The organism is Streptomyces sp. NBC_01237 (assembly GCF_035917275.1).
Lineage (GTDB): Bacteria > Actinomycetota > Actinomycetes > Streptomycetales > Streptomycetaceae > Streptomyces.
In genome coordinates this window covers 5505676-5523775 of record NZ_CP108508.1, presented here as the reverse complement: position 1 = coordinate 5523775, position 18100 = coordinate 5505676, and the positions used below count along the sequence as shown (strand labels likewise).

At 72.3% G+C, this 18100-nt stretch carries 9 protein-coding genes; 1 reads left to right on the top strand and 8 read right to left on the bottom strand.

The features are described 5' to 3' along the window. Window positions 1-53: 53 nt before the first annotated feature. Entirely contained in the window at window positions 54-1649 is a 1596-nt protein-coding gene (gene guaA / locus OG251_RS24800; protein WP_266803315.1) for a glutamine-hydrolyzing GMP synthase, read from the bottom strand. Window positions 1650-1977: 328 nt separating this feature from the next. Here guaA and OG251_RS24795 point away from each other — a divergent pair, with 328 nt between their 5' ends. Beyond that, entirely contained in the window at window positions 1978-2283 is a 306-nt protein-coding gene (locus OG251_RS24795) for a chorismate mutase (protein ID WP_326679202.1), read from the top strand. A gap of 585 nt (window positions 2284-2868) precedes the next feature. On the opposite strand, the gene OG251_RS24790 is transcribed toward OG251_RS24795, so the two are convergent. The 7 genes from OG251_RS24790 to OG251_RS24760 form a co-directional block, all read right to left on the bottom strand. Beyond that, complete coding sequence (locus OG251_RS24790) at window positions 2869-4620, bottom strand: peptidase (protein WP_326679201.1); 1752 nt, start codon at window positions 4618-4620, stop codon at window positions 2869-2871. A gap of 94 nt (window positions 4621-4714) precedes the next feature. Beyond that, the gene (locus tag OG251_RS24785; RefSeq protein ID WP_326679200.1) at window positions 4715-6580 is read right to left on the bottom strand and encodes a GMC family oxidoreductase; all 1866 of its coding nucleotides are present in this window, start codon (window positions 6578-6580) and stop codon (window positions 4715-4717) included. Between the two features lie 59 nt (window positions 6581-6639). Further along, complete coding sequence (locus tag OG251_RS24780; RefSeq protein WP_326679199.1) at window positions 6640-8256, bottom strand: succinic semialdehyde dehydrogenase; 1617 nt, start codon at window positions 8254-8256, stop codon at window positions 6640-6642. Between the two features lie 399 nt (window positions 8257-8655). Then, window positions 8656-10326, bottom strand: coding sequence for a serine/threonine-protein kinase (locus tag OG251_RS24775; protein WP_326681400.1), 1671 nt, complete (start codon window positions 10324-10326; stop codon window positions 8656-8658). A gap of 241 nt (window positions 10327-10567) precedes the next feature. After that, a complete protein-coding gene (locus OG251_RS24770) occupies window positions 10568-13558 on the bottom strand; it encodes a protein kinase (protein WP_326681399.1) in 2991 nt (996 codons plus the stop codon). A gap of 176 nt (window positions 13559-13734) precedes the next feature. Next, window positions 13735-15789, bottom strand: coding sequence for a serine/threonine-protein kinase (locus OG251_RS24765; protein WP_326679198.1), 2055 nt, complete (start codon window positions 15787-15789; stop codon window positions 13735-13737). Between the two features lie 429 nt (window positions 15790-16218). Next, window positions 16219-17928, bottom strand: coding sequence for a glycerol-3-phosphate dehydrogenase/oxidase (locus OG251_RS24760; RefSeq protein WP_326679197.1), 1710 nt, complete (start codon window positions 17926-17928; stop codon window positions 16219-16221). Window positions 17929-18100: the final 172 nt, after the last annotated feature.

Sequence of the window (18100 nt, the reverse complement as noted above, 5' to 3'; positions counted from 1 at the left end):
CGTGGGCGGCGGCATCGGCATGGTCCCGACGGCGGGGAGCACCCGCTACGGGGTCACTCCCACTCGATGGTGCCCGGCGGCTTGCTCGTGACGTCGAGGACGACACGGTTGACGTCGGCGACCTCGTTGGTGATGCGGGTGGAGATCTTCGCCAGCGTCTCGTACGGCAGGCGCGACCAGTCGGCCGTCATGGCGTCCTCGGAGGAGACCGGGCGCAGCACGATCGGGTGGCCGTAGGTGCGGCCGTCGCCCTGGACGCCGACCGAGCGGACATCGGCGAGGAGGACCACCGGGCACTGCCAGATGTCGCGGTCCAGGCCGGCCGCGGTCAGCTCCTCGCGGGCGATGGCGTCGGCCTCGCGCAGCAGGTCGAGCCGTTCCTTGGTGACCTCGCCGACGATACGGATGCCGAGTCCCGGGCCGGGGAACGGCTGGCGCTGGACGATCTCCTCGGGCAGGCCGAGCTCCTGGCCGACCATCCGGACCTCGTCCTTGAACAGCTGGCGCAGCGGCTCGACGAGCTGGAACTCGATGTCGTCGGGCAGGCCGCCCACGTTGTGGTGGGACTTGATGTTGGCGGTTCCGGTGCCGCCGCCGGACTCGACCACGTCCGGGTAGAGCGTGCCCTGGACCAGGAAGGCGACGTCCTCGCCCTCCGCGCCCGCCTCGGCGACGAGCTCGGCCTGGGCCTGCTCGAAGACGCGGATGAACTCGCGGCCGATGATCTTCCGCTTCTGCTCGGGGTCGGAGACCCCGGCGAGTGCGTCGAGGAAGCGCTTCTCGGCGTCGACGACCTTGAGCTTGACGCCCGTGGCGGCCACGAAGTCCTTCTCGACCTGCTCGGTCTCGCCCTTGCGCATCAGCCCGTGGTCGACGTACACACAGGTCAGCTGGGAGCCGATGGCCTTCTGCACGAGGGCCGCGGCGACCGCGGAGTCCACGCCGCCGGAGAGGCCGCAGATGGCGCGCTTGGTGCCGACCTGCTCGCGGATCAGGGCGATCTGCTCCTCGACGACATTGGTCGTCGTCCAGTTCGGCTCGATGCCCGCGCCGCGGTAGAGGAAGTGCTCCAGGACCTGCTGGCCGTGGGTGGAGTGCAGGACCTCCGGGTGGTACTGGACGCCGTAGAGCTTCTTCTCGTCGTTCTCGAAGGCGGCGACCGGTACGACGTCGGTGGACGCGGTGACGGTGAAGCCCTCGGGGGCGGCGGAGCAGGCGTCCCCGTGCGACATCCACACCGGCTGCTCGGCGGGGGTGCCCTCGAAGAGCGTGGATCCGGTCTTGGAGACGGTGAGCGCGGTACGGCCGTACTCACGGGCGCCGTTGTCGTCGACGGTGCCGCCGAGCGTGGTGGCCATCAGCTGGAAGCCGTAGCACATGCCGAACACCGGGACCCCGGCCTCGAACAGCGCACGGTCGAGGGTGGGCGCGCCCGGCGCGTACACCGAGGACGGGCCGCCGGACAGGATGATCGCGCGCGGGTTCTTGGCCAGCATCTCGGCCACCGGCATCGTGGACGGCACGATCTCGCTGTAGACCCGGGCCTCACGGACGCGGCGGGCGATGAGCTGGGCGTACTGCGCGCCGAAGTCGACAACGAGGACCACGTCGGCCGTGGTGTCGGGGGCGGCGGGGGGTGCTGCTGGCACGGGGGCGGCCTTCCGGCGGTGAAAAGGGGGCTGTTCTCTCGATTCTACCGGCCGTGCGGCACCGTCCCCCGCCCGGTGAGACCGCCACCCGCGTCTCAGCATCCGGGCCCGGCGTCGGTGGACCGCGGGGCGGGGGCCATACTGTCCCCCATGCGTCAGCACACGACCTTCGTCTTTACCTATGGCACCCGGCCCGCCGGCTGCCATGGTCGTGCTGCTTGAGCTACTGACAAGCAACGTTCCAGGCGCCCCGGGCCGACAGGCCCGGGGCGCTCTGCGTTGCGGGGTCTGCCGCTCCGGGGGGCCGTACCCCACCGGGAGTCACCTCATGAGCAACAGCACCGCCACCAGGAAGACCGCCGCCGAGCGGACCGGCGCGCACACCGACGAGGCCGCCTCGCTGATCGGCGACGCCCGTGCGCGCATCGACGCCCTCGACGACCGGATCATCGGCCTCGTCCAGGAACGGATGGCCGTCTCGGCGGTCATCCAGGAGGCCAGGATCACCTCGGGGGGCCGCCGGGTGAACCTCTCCCGCGAGATGGACGTGCTCGCTCACTACAGGGACGCGCTGGGCAAGCCGGGCACCTCGCTCGCGATGACGCTGCTGGAGCTGTGCCGCGGCCGGGTGTGAGGGGTGCGTCCCGGCGGGGCTGTACGGCCGTATCTCCGTTCGGTCCCGGTCTCACCCGTACGGCGCGTGACCGGGGCCGCCGCGGCTTCGTTGGTCCGGGTGTCCGTGCCAACCAGGGGCGGCATCGGTAGGAAACCACGCGTGGCTCCGCCGGGACGTGTGACGTACTGCAGGTACGTCGTGGGACCGCGTCCCGGCGCACGTGACCGGACGGCAGGGGACAGCAGCCCGGTCACCCCATGTGCGGTCGGTCTCGGGGACGCCCGAGCCGGCCGCATCCGGTCGAAACGGTTGTGCGGGAGCGGTCCGTCCAGCACGATGCGAAGGGCAGCCCACCGTTCGTCCCGGCCCGTCCCCAGTTGTCCCGTCCCGCATTCTTCCGCCACCGGCCTCCATCCGGGCCGACGGCGATCTCGCGCCCCCTGGTACGCCGGGGAGCCGACCGACAGACCTTCCTCCCGCGGCGCACCCCCCGGCGCCGCTCACCGGCACCGACGCGCTGCCCCGGACGTCGGTGCCGACAGCCGAGGGCCCCGCGGACCGTTCCTGGTCCGCGGGGCCCTCGGTGCTCTCCGGACGCGGGGGTCAGTGCTGCCGGACGCGGCGGCGGGTGGTCGCGTACAGCACGCCGCCCGCGGCCAGGGCGACGGCGGCGGCGCCGGAGGCCGCCAGGGCGACGGAGCCGGTGGAGGCGAGGCTGCCGCCCTGGGACGAGCCGGTGGTCCCGGACGTGGAACCCGAGGTGCCGGTGGTGCCCGACGTGCCGGAGGCGGACGCGTCACCGGAGGAGCCGGACGTACCCGCGGTGCCGGACGTCGCGCCCTCGGTGCTTCCCGTGGTGGAGCCCTCCGACGTACCGCCGGAGTCCTCGGAGCCGGAGTCGTCGCCGTTCAGCACCAGCTGCGCGGTGTTGTTGGCCGGCTTCGGGTCGAAGGGCAGTGCCGGGTCCGAGAGCGAGGTGCCCCGGGCGGTGACCTTGCCGGAGGAGCCGATCAGCTGCTCGTCGATCTTCAGCTCGAAGGGCAGCGCGACATCCGCGTCCTCGCGCACGGTCATCGAGGTGTCGCAGAAGTAGCGCGGGGCGCCGAGCTGCTCGTCGCGGTGGTTGCCCCCGGCCGACACGCCCCGGCAGGAGGCGGGCTTGGCGGTGACGGTCGCACCCTGGGGGACGGTGAAGTCGAGGGTGGCGACGTCCTCCCCGGAACGGATGTAGCCGATCCAGGCGGGTCCCTCGTTGCGGAAGCCGATGTCGGCCTTCACGGTGTCGCCCTCGGCCCCGGACGCCTTGTCCCCGTATGCCGCGAAGTCGGCGGTGTTCTTCGTACGGAAGTCGACTTCCCGCTGGTTGTCGTGGGGGTTGAGGTCCACACCACGGGTGGACGCCACCTTCTTCAGGGCGAGGGCGGGGCCCTTCCCCTGGTCGAAGCGGGCGCCCGCGCGCTGGGCGGTGCGCTGCGCGGCGCCGCCCTCGTGGATGCGGTAGATGAAGGTGTCGTAGTACGCGCGCTCGGTGGACTCCACGGTGAGCGGCGTCTCCAGCGTGTACGTCGCGCCCGCCTCGAAGGAGCCGTCGATGGAGCACAGGGCGGTGGACCAGGCGTAGTCGCCCGCCTCCGGGACGCTGTTCTCCAGGTACTCGCAGTTGGAGTAGCGCTGGGGAAGGTCCAGGCCGCGCGAGTACATCAGGGTGAGCAGCACCCCGTCGGCGGCCCGGGTGCCGTTGTTGGTGAAGGTGATCGGGGCCTTCTGCTTCTCGCCCGGCGCGGGCTCCTGCTCGAACGGGAGCTGCTGCATCACGAGGTCGGGCCCGCCGACGGTGACCTTCGTGGTGAACGGTGTGAAGGTCGCGCCCTCGGCCGCACCGGTCACCTTGATGGTGCCCGAGTCGCCGTCCTCGCTGCCCTTGGCCGCGCTGATCTCCAGGTCGACGACGCTGTTGAGGCCGGGCCACACTCCGGAGTCGTGGCAGACGGCGGTGGCTCCGGTGACCTTGCAGTCCCCGCCCGCCTCGCCGTCGAAGCCGATGTCGGCGACACCCGCGACGCCGGACAGGTCGAAGGTGTAGGTGACCCTGCCCTGGAATCCGCCGTTCTCCTCGTCCTCGGCCGGGTTGGCGACGGTGATCCCGGCGGTGGACTTCTTCGGCGAGCCGCTCGCGGGGTACGGGTACAGCCCCGTCCCGGCCGGACCTCCCAGCGTGAATACGGGGTCGGCCGCTGGTGCGGGCGCGGCCGAGGCGAAGGAGCCTGCGGCGAGCGAACCGGCGGCCAGCAGACCGGCGGCGGCGAGACCGCCCGCCGTACGGCGCAGCGCGGTTCTCGGGGAAAGGCGTGTCATCGCGGACCTCTGGGACTCGACAGGAGCTGTGTGACTGCTGTGAGGCAGTACCGGTTCGACCACGCAACTGTCCGAAGAGTTGCCCTGAGCAAGATCACGGATTGGGTACGGCGTCGCCTTCCGCCCGGACCGCACCGTCGCCCTTGGGCGGGAGCGCGGGCATGCCCAGGAAGGGCAGCCGCAGCGCGCCGAACGCCTCCTTCGGCACCGTCGGCGCGTGCGGCTCCACCGCGGTCAGCCGCTCGTAGGCCGCGCCCGGCTCCGGACGCGGGTCCCGAGCACCCTTGTTGGGCCAGAAGGACATGGCCCGTTCCGCCTGCGCGGTGATCGTCAGCGACGGATTGACGCCGAGGTTCGCGGAGACGGCCGAGCCGTCGACGACGGAGATTCCCGGGTGCCCGTACAGCCGGTGGTACGGGTCGATGACCCCGTCCTCGGCGCTCGCCCCGATCGGGCAGCCGCCGAGGAAGTGGGCGGTGAGCGGCGTCCCCATCAGCTCCCCGACGTTGGACCCGGCGAAGCCGTTGATCTCGTCGGCGAGCAGCGAGGCGCTGCGGGTCGCCTCGGCGATCTGCGTCGGGTTGGGCGCGCCGTGCCCCTGCCGGGCGGTGAGGAGGCCCTTTCCGAGACCGCCGGGCTTGCGGTACGTCGTCAGGGAGTTGTCCAGCGACTGCATGACCAGGCCGATGATGGTCCGCTCGGACCAGTGGTGGTTGGAGAGCGAACGCACCGCGAGTGCGGGGTGTTTGGCCATGTTGCCCAGCCAGCCCAGCACCCGGCGGCCACCGTAGGGCACCTGGAGGATGGACATGGCGCCCATGGCGTTGGAGCCCTTGCCGTAGCGGACGGGCTCGATGTGCGTGTTGGCGTCCGGGTGGATCGAGGACGTGATGGCGACGCCCTGGGTGAAGTCGGCCTTCGGGGTGCCGTGCTTCCTGCGGTAGCGGCGGTCGCTGGTCTGCGAGCCGACGAGCGCCTCGGAGTTGGTCCGGGTCAGTTCGCCGAGCCGCGCCGAGAGCCGGGGCAGCAGCCCCCGGTCCTTCATGGTGTGCAGCAGGGTCTGGGTGCCGTACGTGCCCGCCGCGACGACCACCTTGCGGGCGCGCAGCAGGGTGGGCCTGCCCTTCCTGCGGCGGTCGGTCGGGACGGTCGTGACGTGGTAGCCGCCCTCCGGGTCGTCCGTGATCGCGACGACGGACGTCATCGGACGGATGACCGCTCCGGCCTTCTCCGCGAGGTGCAGGTAGTTCTCGTTGAGGGTGTTCTTCGCGCCGTGGCGGCAGCCCGTCATGCACTCGCCGCACTCGGTGCACGCCTTGCGGGCGGGGCCCGCGCCCCCGAAGTACGGGTCGGGGACCGTACCGCCGGGCTTCGCCCTCGCCGTGCCGTCGGCGTCCCTGCCGTCGCCGAAGAAGACCCCGACGGGGGCGAGGTGGAAGGTGTCTCCGACGCCCATCGCCTGTGCGGCGGCCTTGAGGTGGACGTCGGAAGGGGTCATGGTCGGGTTGAGCCGGACCCCCAGCATCCGCTTGGCCTGGTCGTAGTACGGCTTCAGCTCGTCCTGCCAGTCGGTGATCCCGGCCCACTGACGGTCCTCGAAGAACGGCGCGGGCGGCACGTACAGCGTGTTGGCGTAGTTGAGCGAGCCGCCGCCGACGCCCGCCCCGGCCAGCACCATGACGTTGCCGAGCAGATGCACGCGCTGGATGCCGAAGAGACCGAGGGCGGGGGCCCAGAGGTAGTTCCGGATGTCCCAGGAGGTCTTGGGGAGCGTGCCGGGGGTGAAGCGGCGGCCCGCCTCCAGGACCCCGACGCGGTAGCCCTTCTCGGTCAGCCGCAGCGCCGACACCGCTCCGCCGAAGCCCGAGCCCACGACGATGACGTCGTAGTCGTACGCGGCGTCGTCCTCGGCCGGTACGGGGTTCTCGGGCCGATTCTGGGCAGGGCTGTCCTGGGGCATGGCTCTCCTCGGTGCGAAAAGGGCAGAGGTGCTGCGGAATCGCGTACGCCGTGGCCGGGTCAGCGCAGGCGGAACGCCTTCATCGCCTTCAGGCTGCGGCTCATGAACGCCGCGTACTTCTCGTCGTCCATCCCGAAGGACGGGGCGAGCGGAATCAGCCGCTGCTGGGCGACGGTCTGGGCCTCGGTGTACTTGAGGATGCCCTCGGAGCCGTGCCGCCGGCCGAGACCGGACTCCTTCATGCCGCCCATCGGGGACTGCACGCTGCCGTACGCGGGGGCGTACCCCTCGTTGATGTTGACCGTGCCGGTCCGCAGCCGGGCGGCGACCCGGTGGCCGCGCCTGCCGTCCTTGGTCCAGACGCTCGAATTCAGGCCGTACGGCGTGGCGTTGGCGAGGTCGATGACCGCGTCCTCGTCGCTGAAGCGGTAGATGGAGACGACCGGTCCGAAGGTCTCCTGGGTGCAGACGGCCATCGGCGCCTCGACGCCGTCCAGGATGGTCGGCTCGTAGAACAGCGGGCCGATGTCGGGCCGGGCGACGCCGCCCGCGACGAGCGTGGCGCCCTTCTCGACGGCTTCGGCGACGTGCTGGGTGACGGTCTCCAGCTGGCGCTCGCCCACGAGGGAGCCCATGTCGGCGCCGTACGCGAGGGAGCTGCCGAGCCGCATCGCCTTCGTACGGGCGGCGAACCGGGCGACGAAGTCGTCGGCGATCGACTCGTGGACGTACAGCCGCTCGATGGAGATGCAGAGCTGTCCGGCGGACGAGAAGCAGGCACGCACGGCGCCCGCGGCGGCCTTCTCCACATCGGCGTCCGCGAGGACCAGCATGGCGTTCTTGCCGCCGAGCTCCAGGGAGACGCCGACGAGGCGGGCGGCGGCGCCCTGGGCGACCTCACGGCCGGTGCGGGTGGAGCCGGTGAAGGAGACGTAGTCGGCGTGGCTGACGACCTCGGGGCCGACGACGGGGCCCTCGCCGAGGACGACCTGGAACACCTCGGCGGGCAGTCCGGCCTCGATGAGCAGGTCACGGGCCCAGAGCGCGGTCAGCGCGGTCTCCGTGTCGGGCTTCATCACCACGGCGTTGCCGGAGACGAACGCGGGCAGTGCGTCGCCCACGGACAGTTCGAGCGGGTAGTTCCACGGAGCGATCTGGCCGACGACCCCGCGCGGCTGGCGCAGCTCGGTGACCTTGGTGAGGGTCGGTACGACCCCGGTGTGCCGCTTCGCCCGCAGGTACGAGGACGCCTTGCGGCCGTAGTGCCGGGCGGCGACGGCGACGGCCTGCACCTCTTCGTGGGCGTGCAGCCGGGCCTTGCCGGTCTCCAGCTGGATGAGATCGAGGACCTCGGACTGGCGGCTGAGCACGAGGTCGTGGAAGCGGAGCAGGATCGCCGCCCTGGTCCGTACGGGGGTCGCGGCCCAGGCGGGCTGGGCGGCGCGGGCCCGCTCGAAGGCGGTCGCCACGTCCTCGGGGGTGGACTCGGGCAGGTCCGCCAGCTTCTCCCCGGTGAAGGGGGTGTGGTTCGCCGTACGGCCGGAGCCGACGACGCCGCGGGTCAGCTGGGCGATCACCTCGGGGGTGACCACATCGGCGGCCGTGCGCACGCCTGCGGGGGCGGCCGCGACGGGGTTCGTACCGAGGGGGGCAACAGGGGCCTGCGAGTCCGTCATGAGGGCGAGAGTATGTCCACCCGCGAACTTTGGGTACCCGTCGGTAATAGGTTTTCACTCTCCCCACAACCCACCCTGCGAACTCGCCAGTGATCGCTGGCCACATAACCGCTGATCAGTGGCTATCTCCCCGGCGACAGCCCGCCGACATCCGAACAGGCATCCGGACGGACATCTGTACAGAGATCCGGACCGGCATCTGGACAGAGATCCGGAACGGCATCCGGACGGGCATCAGGACCGGCATCAGGGCAGGGCTCCGTCGGCGTCCCGGCAGGCGTCCCTGAGGGCGTCCCTGAGGGCGTCTCCGAAGCCGGTCTCCGAGGCCGGTCTCCGAGGCCGTCCCTGAGGCCGTTCCTGAAGCCCCGCCCCGTCGGCATCCGGACGGGGCGGGCATCCTCAGTTCGCCGCCTCCGGGGCCTTCCAGCTGCGCAGCATGGTGTCGAACTGCTCCCGGCTGGTCGCCCAGTCCTCGTCCGGCGCCGTCATGTACAACGCGTACTCGGGCCCGCCCGCCTCGCCGTAGTACATCTGGTCGATGCCGCGACGCGGGCCCGGATGCTCCTTGGACTCGACCCACGTGAACTCCCAGAGGGAGCCCGGCCGGTCGCGGTAGATGTTCGACTGGAGGCTGACGCGCTCGTAGCCGGGCAGCCGCTTGGCGAGGTCCTTCTCCAGATTCAGCATGTGCGTGTACGAACTCTCGAAGTCCGGTTCCGGATCGATGCTGATCCGGAGGCGGTGGGCGCCGTTGTCCGGTGTGTAGTCGATCTGATTGCCCTCCGTCCGGCGCTCCCACCCGTCCGGTACGACGAGGCTGAAGCCCTTGGGGTCCTCGACCCTCTGCCAGCCGTCGGGTATCGCCTTGGCGGGCGGCTTCGGGTCCTGGCCCGCTTCCGATCCCGTGTCCCGTCCGCCCGAGGAGACGGACGGCGCGGGCGCCGCGGTGGCGGGCGCCTCCGGTGACCTCCCCCCGTCACCGGAGGCGCCGCCGTCCGCGTACTTCATCGCGGCCAGACCCGCCGCGCCGCCGAGCACCGCGGCCACGGCGATGACCACGAGCCGCGTGCGCCACCGGGCTCCGGCGCGCCGCGTCACCGGCGTGGAGGCGGGAGCGGGGACAGCGACCGGGGCGGCCGGCGTGTGCGAGGTGCCGGCCGACGTGCCGCCGGTCAGCCGGTCCGTGACGTCGTCCGGGGCCGCGAGCCCGTTCAGGGCCTCTTCGGTGACCCGTTGGGTCGGTACGAACGCCTGGGCGGCCCGGGGCTCCCGGCCCTCCATGGCGTCCAGCAGCATCCGCTCGGTCTCGGCGGCCGACGGCCGGTCCTCGGGGTCCTTGCGGAGCAGCGCGGTGATCACGGGGGTCAGTGGACCGGCGTTGGCGGGAGCGGGCGGCTCATCGGTGACCACCGCCTGCATGGTGGAGATCGGTGACGTACGCCGGAACGGGGAGCGTCCCTCCACCGCGGTGTACAGCGTGGCGCCGAGCGACCAGAGGTCGGAGGACGGGCCCGGGTCGCCGCCACGTACCCGTTCGGGCGCCAGATAGTCGATGGAGCCGACCAGTTCACCGGTCCTGGTGATGGTGGAGTCGCCCTCGATCGCGGCGATCCCGAAGTCGGTCAGGAGCACCTGCCCGTCGCGGGCCAGCAGGACGTTGCCGGGTTTGACGTCCCGGTGGAGCACCCCGGCACTGTGCGCGGCACGCAGGGCGCTGAGCACATGGAGACCGATCCTGGCCGCCTCGCGCGGGGCCATCTCGCCGTTCTCCTTGGCGGCGTCGGCGAGCGAGGGCCCGTCGACGTACTGCATCACGATCCAGGGGCGGTTGTCGTACTCGATGACGTCATGGACGGTGACGACTCCGGGGTGCGTGATGCGGGCCGCCGCGCGCGCCTCCTTCTGGGTGCGCGCGTGCAGGACGAGCCGGTCGGCCTCGGCGACGTACAGCCCTGCGGTCAACTCCTTGACGGCGACGGTGCGGTGCAGCACCTCGTCGTGGGCGCGCCAGACCTTGCCCATGCCGCCGCGGCCGAGGACCTCGCCCAGCCGGTACCGCCCGGCCAGCACCAGTCCCGCGCCCGTGCCCGCGCCCCTGCCCGTGCCCTGTGATTGATCCACGTGTAGTCCCGCCCCGTTCCTCGGCTGCCAGATTACGGAGGGGACGCACGAGCATGGAACCTCGGATCGCCCCACGAGACCGCACTGTGATGCTTGTCGCTCCGAAGCGCCGCGGGTTCGCGGGCCCACGTCACCCGACCCGCCCCGGCAGTGACATGGGGTCAGGGGACGGCGCGGTGGTGACCGCGGGTCAGGGGCCGACGCGGTAGGAGGCGATGGCCTGTTCGTAGATGGCGGTGACCTTGTCCTGGTCGTCCTGAGGGCCGAGCACCTGAATGATGTGGTACTTGCCGTCCACGATCATCACCAGATTGCGCACGTACACCTCGCGGCCTTTGCCGTCCTGCCAGGTGAACTGGCCCTCCGCCATGGCCTGTCGGCCGACGTCGACCCGGCGCAGACCGACCGAGGAGGACCAGCTTGAGTCCCGGAACGGCTGGAGCTCCGGCTCCTTGTCCCGCTGGTACGCGAGCGGGTCGGCGCCGTTGGCCTTGACGGTGTCGCGTCCGGGCACGATCAGCAGGCTGAATCCGTCGCTGCCGTAACGGATCTGACGGTCCGCGTTGGCGGGGCTGCGCTGCCAGCCCTTGAGCACGCCGACCTCGAAGCCCTCCGCGTCCTTGCGCAGCACATAGCCCGGGGCGAGCGCGACGGCGGAACGGCTGGTCTGCGGCTGCTGGGAACCGGGTGTACCGGAGGCGCCGCCGGAGGGCCGGGGCACGCCGGGCCCCGTGGGGGTCACCGAACCGGACGGCGCCGCTCCGGTGCCGGGATCGTCCTCGGCCATGAAGATCAGGGCGTACGCCACCGCTGCGGCCATGCCCAGCAGGATGAGGACCAGCAGCATCCGGCCCAGGCTGCGCGGCGCCTTCCCCTCGCGCTGTCGCGCGGGTTCCCGCAGCACCTTGGGGCCCTTGGGCTCACGCGGCGCGCGCGGCGGGCGGGAGGGCGGGGTCTCCCAGGACTCGGCGCTCTCGCGCGGCTCCTCGGGCAGCCGGGCGGGCTCCCGCCGCGGCTTCTCCACGCGCTGCTTCTGCTTGCCCTGGCGGTGCCGGCCGTGCGCCGATCCGCCGCCCAGCCGGCCCCGGCGCCTGCGGACGAGCTCGCCCTTGCGGCGTACGACGGGCAGCCGGGTCTCATCGGCCGAGGGCAGTGGGACGACGTCCGTGCCCGCTTCCGGCTCCGGGGCGGACCGCACCAGTGAGCGCAGCCAGCCGCTCAGCTCCTCGACGTCGGGGCGCTCCGTGGGGTCCTGGCGCAGCAGCGACTCGACCACGGGGCGCAGGGCACCGCACTCCTCCGCGAAGGCGGGCGGCTCGCCGCAGACCATCTGGACCAGTTCGGCGGCGTTCTCCTCGGGGTAGGGGGCGTGGCCCTGGACCGCGCGGTAGAGCAGGGCGCCGAGCGCCCACAGGTCGGTGGCGGGGCCGATGGGCGGTGCGAGCTGCCAGTTCTCGTGGACCGGTCCGGCCTGCTCGGGTGCCCAGCGTTCGGTGACCGCGCCGACGACGGCGATCCGTGCCTGCCGGGCGCGTTCGGCGGCGAGCGGGGTGGCGGGGCCGCGGTAGGCGGGGGTCCCCCGGCCGCCCGCGACGACCTCGTCCCAGCCGCCCGACGCGGTCACGGCGGCGGGCTGCGCGGCCCGCCCGGCCGGTACGGGGGTGTTGCCGGGGCGACGGGAGTCGGCGCGCAGCGCGTCCTCGCCCGAGCCGCCCGCGGGGACGGGGCGGCCGGAGCCCGGTCCGTCGTCCCAGCTGCCGGCCAGATGGACCCGACGGCCGGGCGGCCGGCCGCCGTCGTCCTCGCCGCGTCCGTCCTCGTCGTCGTGCTCGTCGTCCCCGGCGTACGGGTCGCGCTTGGTGTACGGGTCGTCCGCGCCGTACGGGTCGCGCTTGGTGTACGGGTCGTCCGCGCCGTACGGGTCGTCTTCCGCGTACGGGTCGTCCGCCTCGTCGCTCCAGGCGCCGGGGAGCAGGGAGTCGCCGCCGGGGGCCGGGCGCTGGGCCGGGAGGAGAGCCGTGTCCTCGATGTCATGGGCGCCGCCGGGAGCGCCGTCGGTGTCGTGCCCGGTGGTGGGGTGCTGGTCCTCGACGTTGCCCCGGGCGGCGGCGCGTGCGCCCGCGCGGTAGGCGGCGATCGCCCCGGCGCGCGCGGCGCGCAGTTGTGCGGCGCTCGCGGCATCGGGCTGCACGGCGCCCGGCTCGGCGGTGGGTCGCGCACCGGCGTACGGAACGGCGGGTGCGGCAGGTCGCGGGACGAGTTCCTGGCTGTCCGAAGGCGCGGGTGGCGGGTCCGCGTACGCGTCGGGAGCCACCGCGGGAACCACATCCGTGCCGTACGTGGAGTACGTGCCTTCCGCCTCGGACGTGTCCTGCGTGTCCGACGTGTCCGACGTGTCCTGCGGACCGTAGGGGCCGGCCGTTCCGTAGGTGCCGTACGGGCTCTCCGAACCGCGCCCGTCGTCCTCGTCCTCGGCCCCGTCCTCGTAGCCGTCGTCGTGCCCGTCGTACCCGTCCGCGCCGTCGTACCCGTCCGCGCTGTCGTGCGCGGCGACGTCGTCGTCATCGTCGTCGTCGGGCAGCGGCGCCGTGACGTATCCGCACAGCGCTTCCTCGGCGGCCCCGGCCGCCAGTCCGGTCAGCACCACGCGGCCGTCGTCACAGATCAGGACCGTACGGACGGTGATGTTCCGGTGGGTCCAGTCGTGCGCGTGCAGCACCCGCAGCGCCGCCAGCACATCGGAGCCGATCTCGGCGGCCCGGTACGGGTTGAGGGGGCGCTCGGCGAGCAGGGCGGCCAGCGGACGCGCCGCGACCAGTTCACTCACTATCCAGAGCGATCCCGCCTCGGCGAACACATCGAAGACCTGGTCGAGCCGTGGGTGATCGGGCACCTGGGCAGCGGCCTGGGCGGCCTCGATCGCACGCCGGACCGCAGGGTCCGTGGAACGGCGTACCGCACGTCCCGTGGTGCGTCCGTGGACACGTCCGACGGATGCGGGCAGACCGTCGGCGTCGAGGACCTCGGCTTCCACGATCTCGGGCAACGGGACCTGACGTATCAGGACTTCCTGCCCGCTGTATGTGTCGAACGCCCGGGTCTCGACCAGTTCGTAACCGTCGAACGGAGGCAGGGGAAGGCGGTAGCGGTCGGCAAGCACCCGACCCGCGTAGTCGTCCACGACGCCTCCCCAGAGCGCGCTGCCCCCGGTCACCAGGGCCGCATGAATCAGTCAATTACGGTCAGTTGCCGCACAATTGACCCATCATTCCGGCTGCGTACGGTCCCTTCGGCTCTTACGATACGTGGCAAGCCGGGGCCACGCGGCCGGGTCGCGGCAACCCGGCCGTCCGACCGTCAGTCCGTGGGCTTGAACGTGGCGAACGCCGTCTCGCGCAGCGTCCGGCACTCCGCTTCGTCCCACTCGCTCGCCTTGCAGCTGACCATGATCGAGTAGCCGCGCTTGGCGTCGACCTTGAAGCCGCGGTTCAGCACCCGTACCCGGATGCCCTTCTGGTCACGCTCGAAACTCCAGTCGGCCACGGTCGGGTAGCCGTTGAAGTCGACCTTCTTGATGCCGAGGTGCTTGTAGCCGTTACTGAGGGCCTTGGTACCCGCCACGGCCCCCGCCCATGCCGCGGCCGCGTCGTCCCTGGGCGAGCCGTTGAAGTCGACCTGGACGCGCGGGAAACCGCCGTCGGCGTTGTAGATCCCGCCGGAATTCCGCCCCGCTATGGCATCGCGCTCGAAGTCCTCGGGCATCGCCATGTCGAAGCGGAACCGCTTGTCGGTGACCTTCTCGTACCCGGCGGGCAGGGCGTCGGCCGGGGGCGGCGCGTCCGTCTTCGGGTCCTTGGTCGCCGGGTCCCCCGACGGCTGCTCGGAAGGCTTGCCGTCGCTCCGGCCCTGGCCCTCCCTCTGGCCGTCCCCCTGGCCCTCACCGGAACCGCCCGCCGAGACGGACGTGTCGCCCTTGCCCGAACCGCCGCTCCGGCCGTCCTTGTCGTCGCCCCCGGAGAGGGCGATCGCGAGCACCGTGCCCAGGATGGCGAGCGCCACGACGGCCGCGATGATCACGAGCGTACGGCGGGGCACCACATCCGTGAGGGACGCGCGGACGGCGGGGGCGGCCGACGGGGCCGGAGGGCGCTGTGGCGGTACCGCCGCAGCGGTGACCGGCGCCCTCGGGGGCTTCGCGGGGGTCCCGGGGGCGGGCGTGGGGGCCGCGGCGGGCGATGCCGCGGAAGCCGTCGCGGGGCTCCGGGGGCGGGTCCCGGGCTTCGTGGGCGGTTCGGCCGGGGTGGCCGCACCGGCCGGCCCGGACGCCGAGGCGGTGGCAGCAGCGGCTCCCGCTCCCGCCGCGACCCCCGGCGTCGGCTTGGCGTTCCGCACGGAGCGCAGGGCTCCGCGCAGCCGGTCGCGGGCGCCCTCGCCGGACTCACCGGACCTGGCGGCCGGCTTGGGCACCTTCGGCGGCTTCCTGGTGGCGCTCCCGGCGTCGACGTCCACCGGCAGCGCCATGACCTGGGTGGAGTCGGCCGGCGGGGGCACCGGGAGGTCCGGAGCGTTGATCACGGCGTTGAGCAGGGCCCGTGCCCCGGCGTCGTCCAGCCGCTGGTCGGGGTCCCTGGCGAGCAGGCCGTAGATGACCTTCTCCAGCGGGCCCGCGTTCTTGGGCGGGTCGACCGGCTCGGTCATCACGGCCGTGAGGGTCGCGATCGCCGACCCCTTGTCGTACGGCGGGCAGCCCTCGACGCTCGCGTACAGCAGTCCACCGAGCGACCACAGGTCGGCGGGCGGCCCCGGCTTGTGGCCGCGGGCCCGCTCCGGCGAGATGTACGAGGGGGCGCCGACGAGCATGCCGGTGGAGGTGACCGACGGGTCCCCCTCGACCTGGGCGATGCCGAAGTCGGTCAGTACGACGCGGCCGTCCTCGGAGATCAGCACGTTGGACGGCTTCACATCGCGGTGCAGGATGCCCTCGCGGTGCGCCGAGCGTAGCACGTCGAGGATGGCGAGCCCGACCTCCGCGGCGCGCCTGGGTGTCAGCGTCCCGTCCTCGCGGATCGCCTCGGCGAGCGACTTGCCCTCGATCAGTTCCATGACGATCCACGGCCGGTCGTCCTCGTCGACCACGTCGTAGACGGTCACCGCGCCGTTGTTGCGGATCCGTGCGATCGCCTTCGCCTCACGCAGGGTGCGCGTGATCAGACGACGCTTCTCCTCGTCGTCGATGGCCGACGGGAAGCGCAGTTCCTTGACCGCGACCGTGCGGCCCAGCGTCTCGTCGGCAGCGCGGTGGACCGTGCCCATACCGCCCCGGCCGAGCACCTCCCCGAGCCGGTAACGCCCCGCGAGAAGACGACCTTCCTTGTCCCCTTGGGGCTCCCGTGCCTGCTCCGCCTCCGACATGCGTCCCCTCTGCGATCAACCCGCCCTGGCAGAGCGTTCATTGTCCCTCACCCCGGGACCGGTCCTGGTGCCGGGTCCGTGGTCCGCCATGATGTGGCCGGAGGAAAGGGATCCCCCGTCATGCCGGTACGCAGGGCGTTGTTCGCCGCCCTGCCGGTGTTTCCTCCGCTCGTCCTGGGAACGGCGAGCCTGCCCAGCGAACCACACCTCACGCCCGCAGCCTCCTACCCGCCCCGCCTCGTGGTCCGGGGCCGGGCCCCGAAGGCACCGCCGCCAGCCCGGAATTCCTCCTCCCCGCGCACCCTGCCCGCCCACACCGGCGGACTCCGGAACCGGCCCTGCGGGAAGCGGAGTTCTGCCGCAGGGCGACCCCGCTTCCCGCACCGGCCCTTCCTCGGCGGAGGCCGTGCCGCCCCTCGCTGATTCAGGTCACTGGATCGACACGATGTCCGGAGCGCCGAGCCGTGCCGCGTCCGCCGTCAGGTCGTCCGGCTGCCGCTGCGACTCCCGCTCCGCCTCCACCCGCTTCTCGTAGTGCTCGACCTCCCGGTCGATCCGCCCCTCGTCCCAGCCCAGCACCGGCGCCATCAGCTCCGCGCACTCCCGTGCGGAGCGGGTGCCCCGGTCGAAGGTCTCGATGGAGATCCGGGTGCGCCGGGTCAGTACGTCGTCGAGATGTCCGGCCCCCTCGTGCGAGGCGGCATAGACGATCTCGGCCCGCAGGTAGTCGTCCGCGGCCGCCAGCGGTTCACCCAGTGAGGGGTCTGCCGCGATCAGCTCCAGAAGCTCCTCGACCATTGAGCCGTACCGGTTCAGCAGATGCTCCACCCGGGCGACATGGATGCCGGTCCGGGCCGCGATCCTGGCGCGGGCGTTCCACAGGGCCCGGTAGCCCTCGGCACCCAGCAGCGGGATGTCCTCGGTGACACAGGCCGCGACCCGCTGGTCGAGGCCGTGCACCGCCTCGTCCACGGCGTCCTTCGCCATCACCCGGTACGTCGTGTACTTGCCGCCCGCGACGACCACGAGTCCGGGGACCGGGTGCGCCACGGTGTGCTCGCGCGAGAGCTTGCTGGTCGCGTCGGACTCACCGGCCAGCAACGGCCGCAGCCCGGCGTAGACACCCTGGACGTCGTCCCTGGTCAGCGGGGTGGAGAGCACCGAGTTGACGTGTTCGAGCAGATAGTCGATGTCGGCGCTGGACGCCGCCGGGTGGGCCTTGTCGAGGTCCCAGTCGGTGTCCGTCGTCCCGATGATCCAGTGGCGGCCCCACGGGATCACGAACAGCACGGACTTCTCGGTACGCAGGATCAGCCCGGTCGAGGAGTGGATGCGGTCCTTGGGGACGACCAGGTGGATGCCCTTCGACGCCCGGACGTGGAACTGCCCGCGCTCACCGATCAGCGCCTGGGTGTCGTCCGTCCACACCCCGGTCGCGTTGACCACCTGTTTGGCCCGGACCTCGTACTCCCCGCCCCCTTCGACGTCCTGCACCCGTGCCCCGACGACCCGCTCGCCCTCCCGCAGGAAGCCGATCACCCGGGCCCGGTTCGCCACATGGGCGCCGTATCCGGCGGCGGTGCGCACCAGGGCCGCCACATAGCGGGCGTCGTCCATCTGCGCGTCGTAGTACTGCAGGGCTCCGACCAGGGCGTCCCGCTTCAGCGCGGGCGCGACCCGCAGGGCGTGCCGGCGGGAGAGGTGGCGGTGCACCGGCAGCCCCCGGCCATGGCCCGACGAGATCGACATCGCGTCGTACAGCGCGACGCCGGAGCCCGCGTAGAGCCGCTCCCAGCCCTTGTGCTGCAACGGGTAGAGGAAGGGCACCGGCTTCACCAGGTGCGGGGCGAGCCGCTCCAGAAGCAGTCCGCGCTCCTTCAGTGCCTCGCGTACGAGCGCGAAGTCGAGCATCTCCAGATAGCGCAGACCGCCGTGGATCAGTTTGCTCGACCGGCTCGATGTGCCGGATGCCCAGTCACGGGCCTCGACCAGCCCCGTCGAGAGCCCTCTGGTCACGGCGTCCAGCGCCGTCCCGGCGCCGACCACGCCCGCCCCCACGACCAGCACGTCCAGTTCGCGCTCGGCCATCGCGGCGAGCGCCGTGGCACGCTCCGCGGGTCCCAGTGTCGCTGTCCTCACTGCTGCCTCCCGGTAGATCGGGGTGGTCCGGCGCGGAGGTGCCGCCCGGCCGGGGAGGCCGGGGCGTCCGCGCCCACCTCTCGATTCTGTCCGCGGTCGGCGACTTCAGCCACCGCCTGTGGACAACACCCCGGCGACTGGGGCCACACAATGCGACATATAGGTCATATTT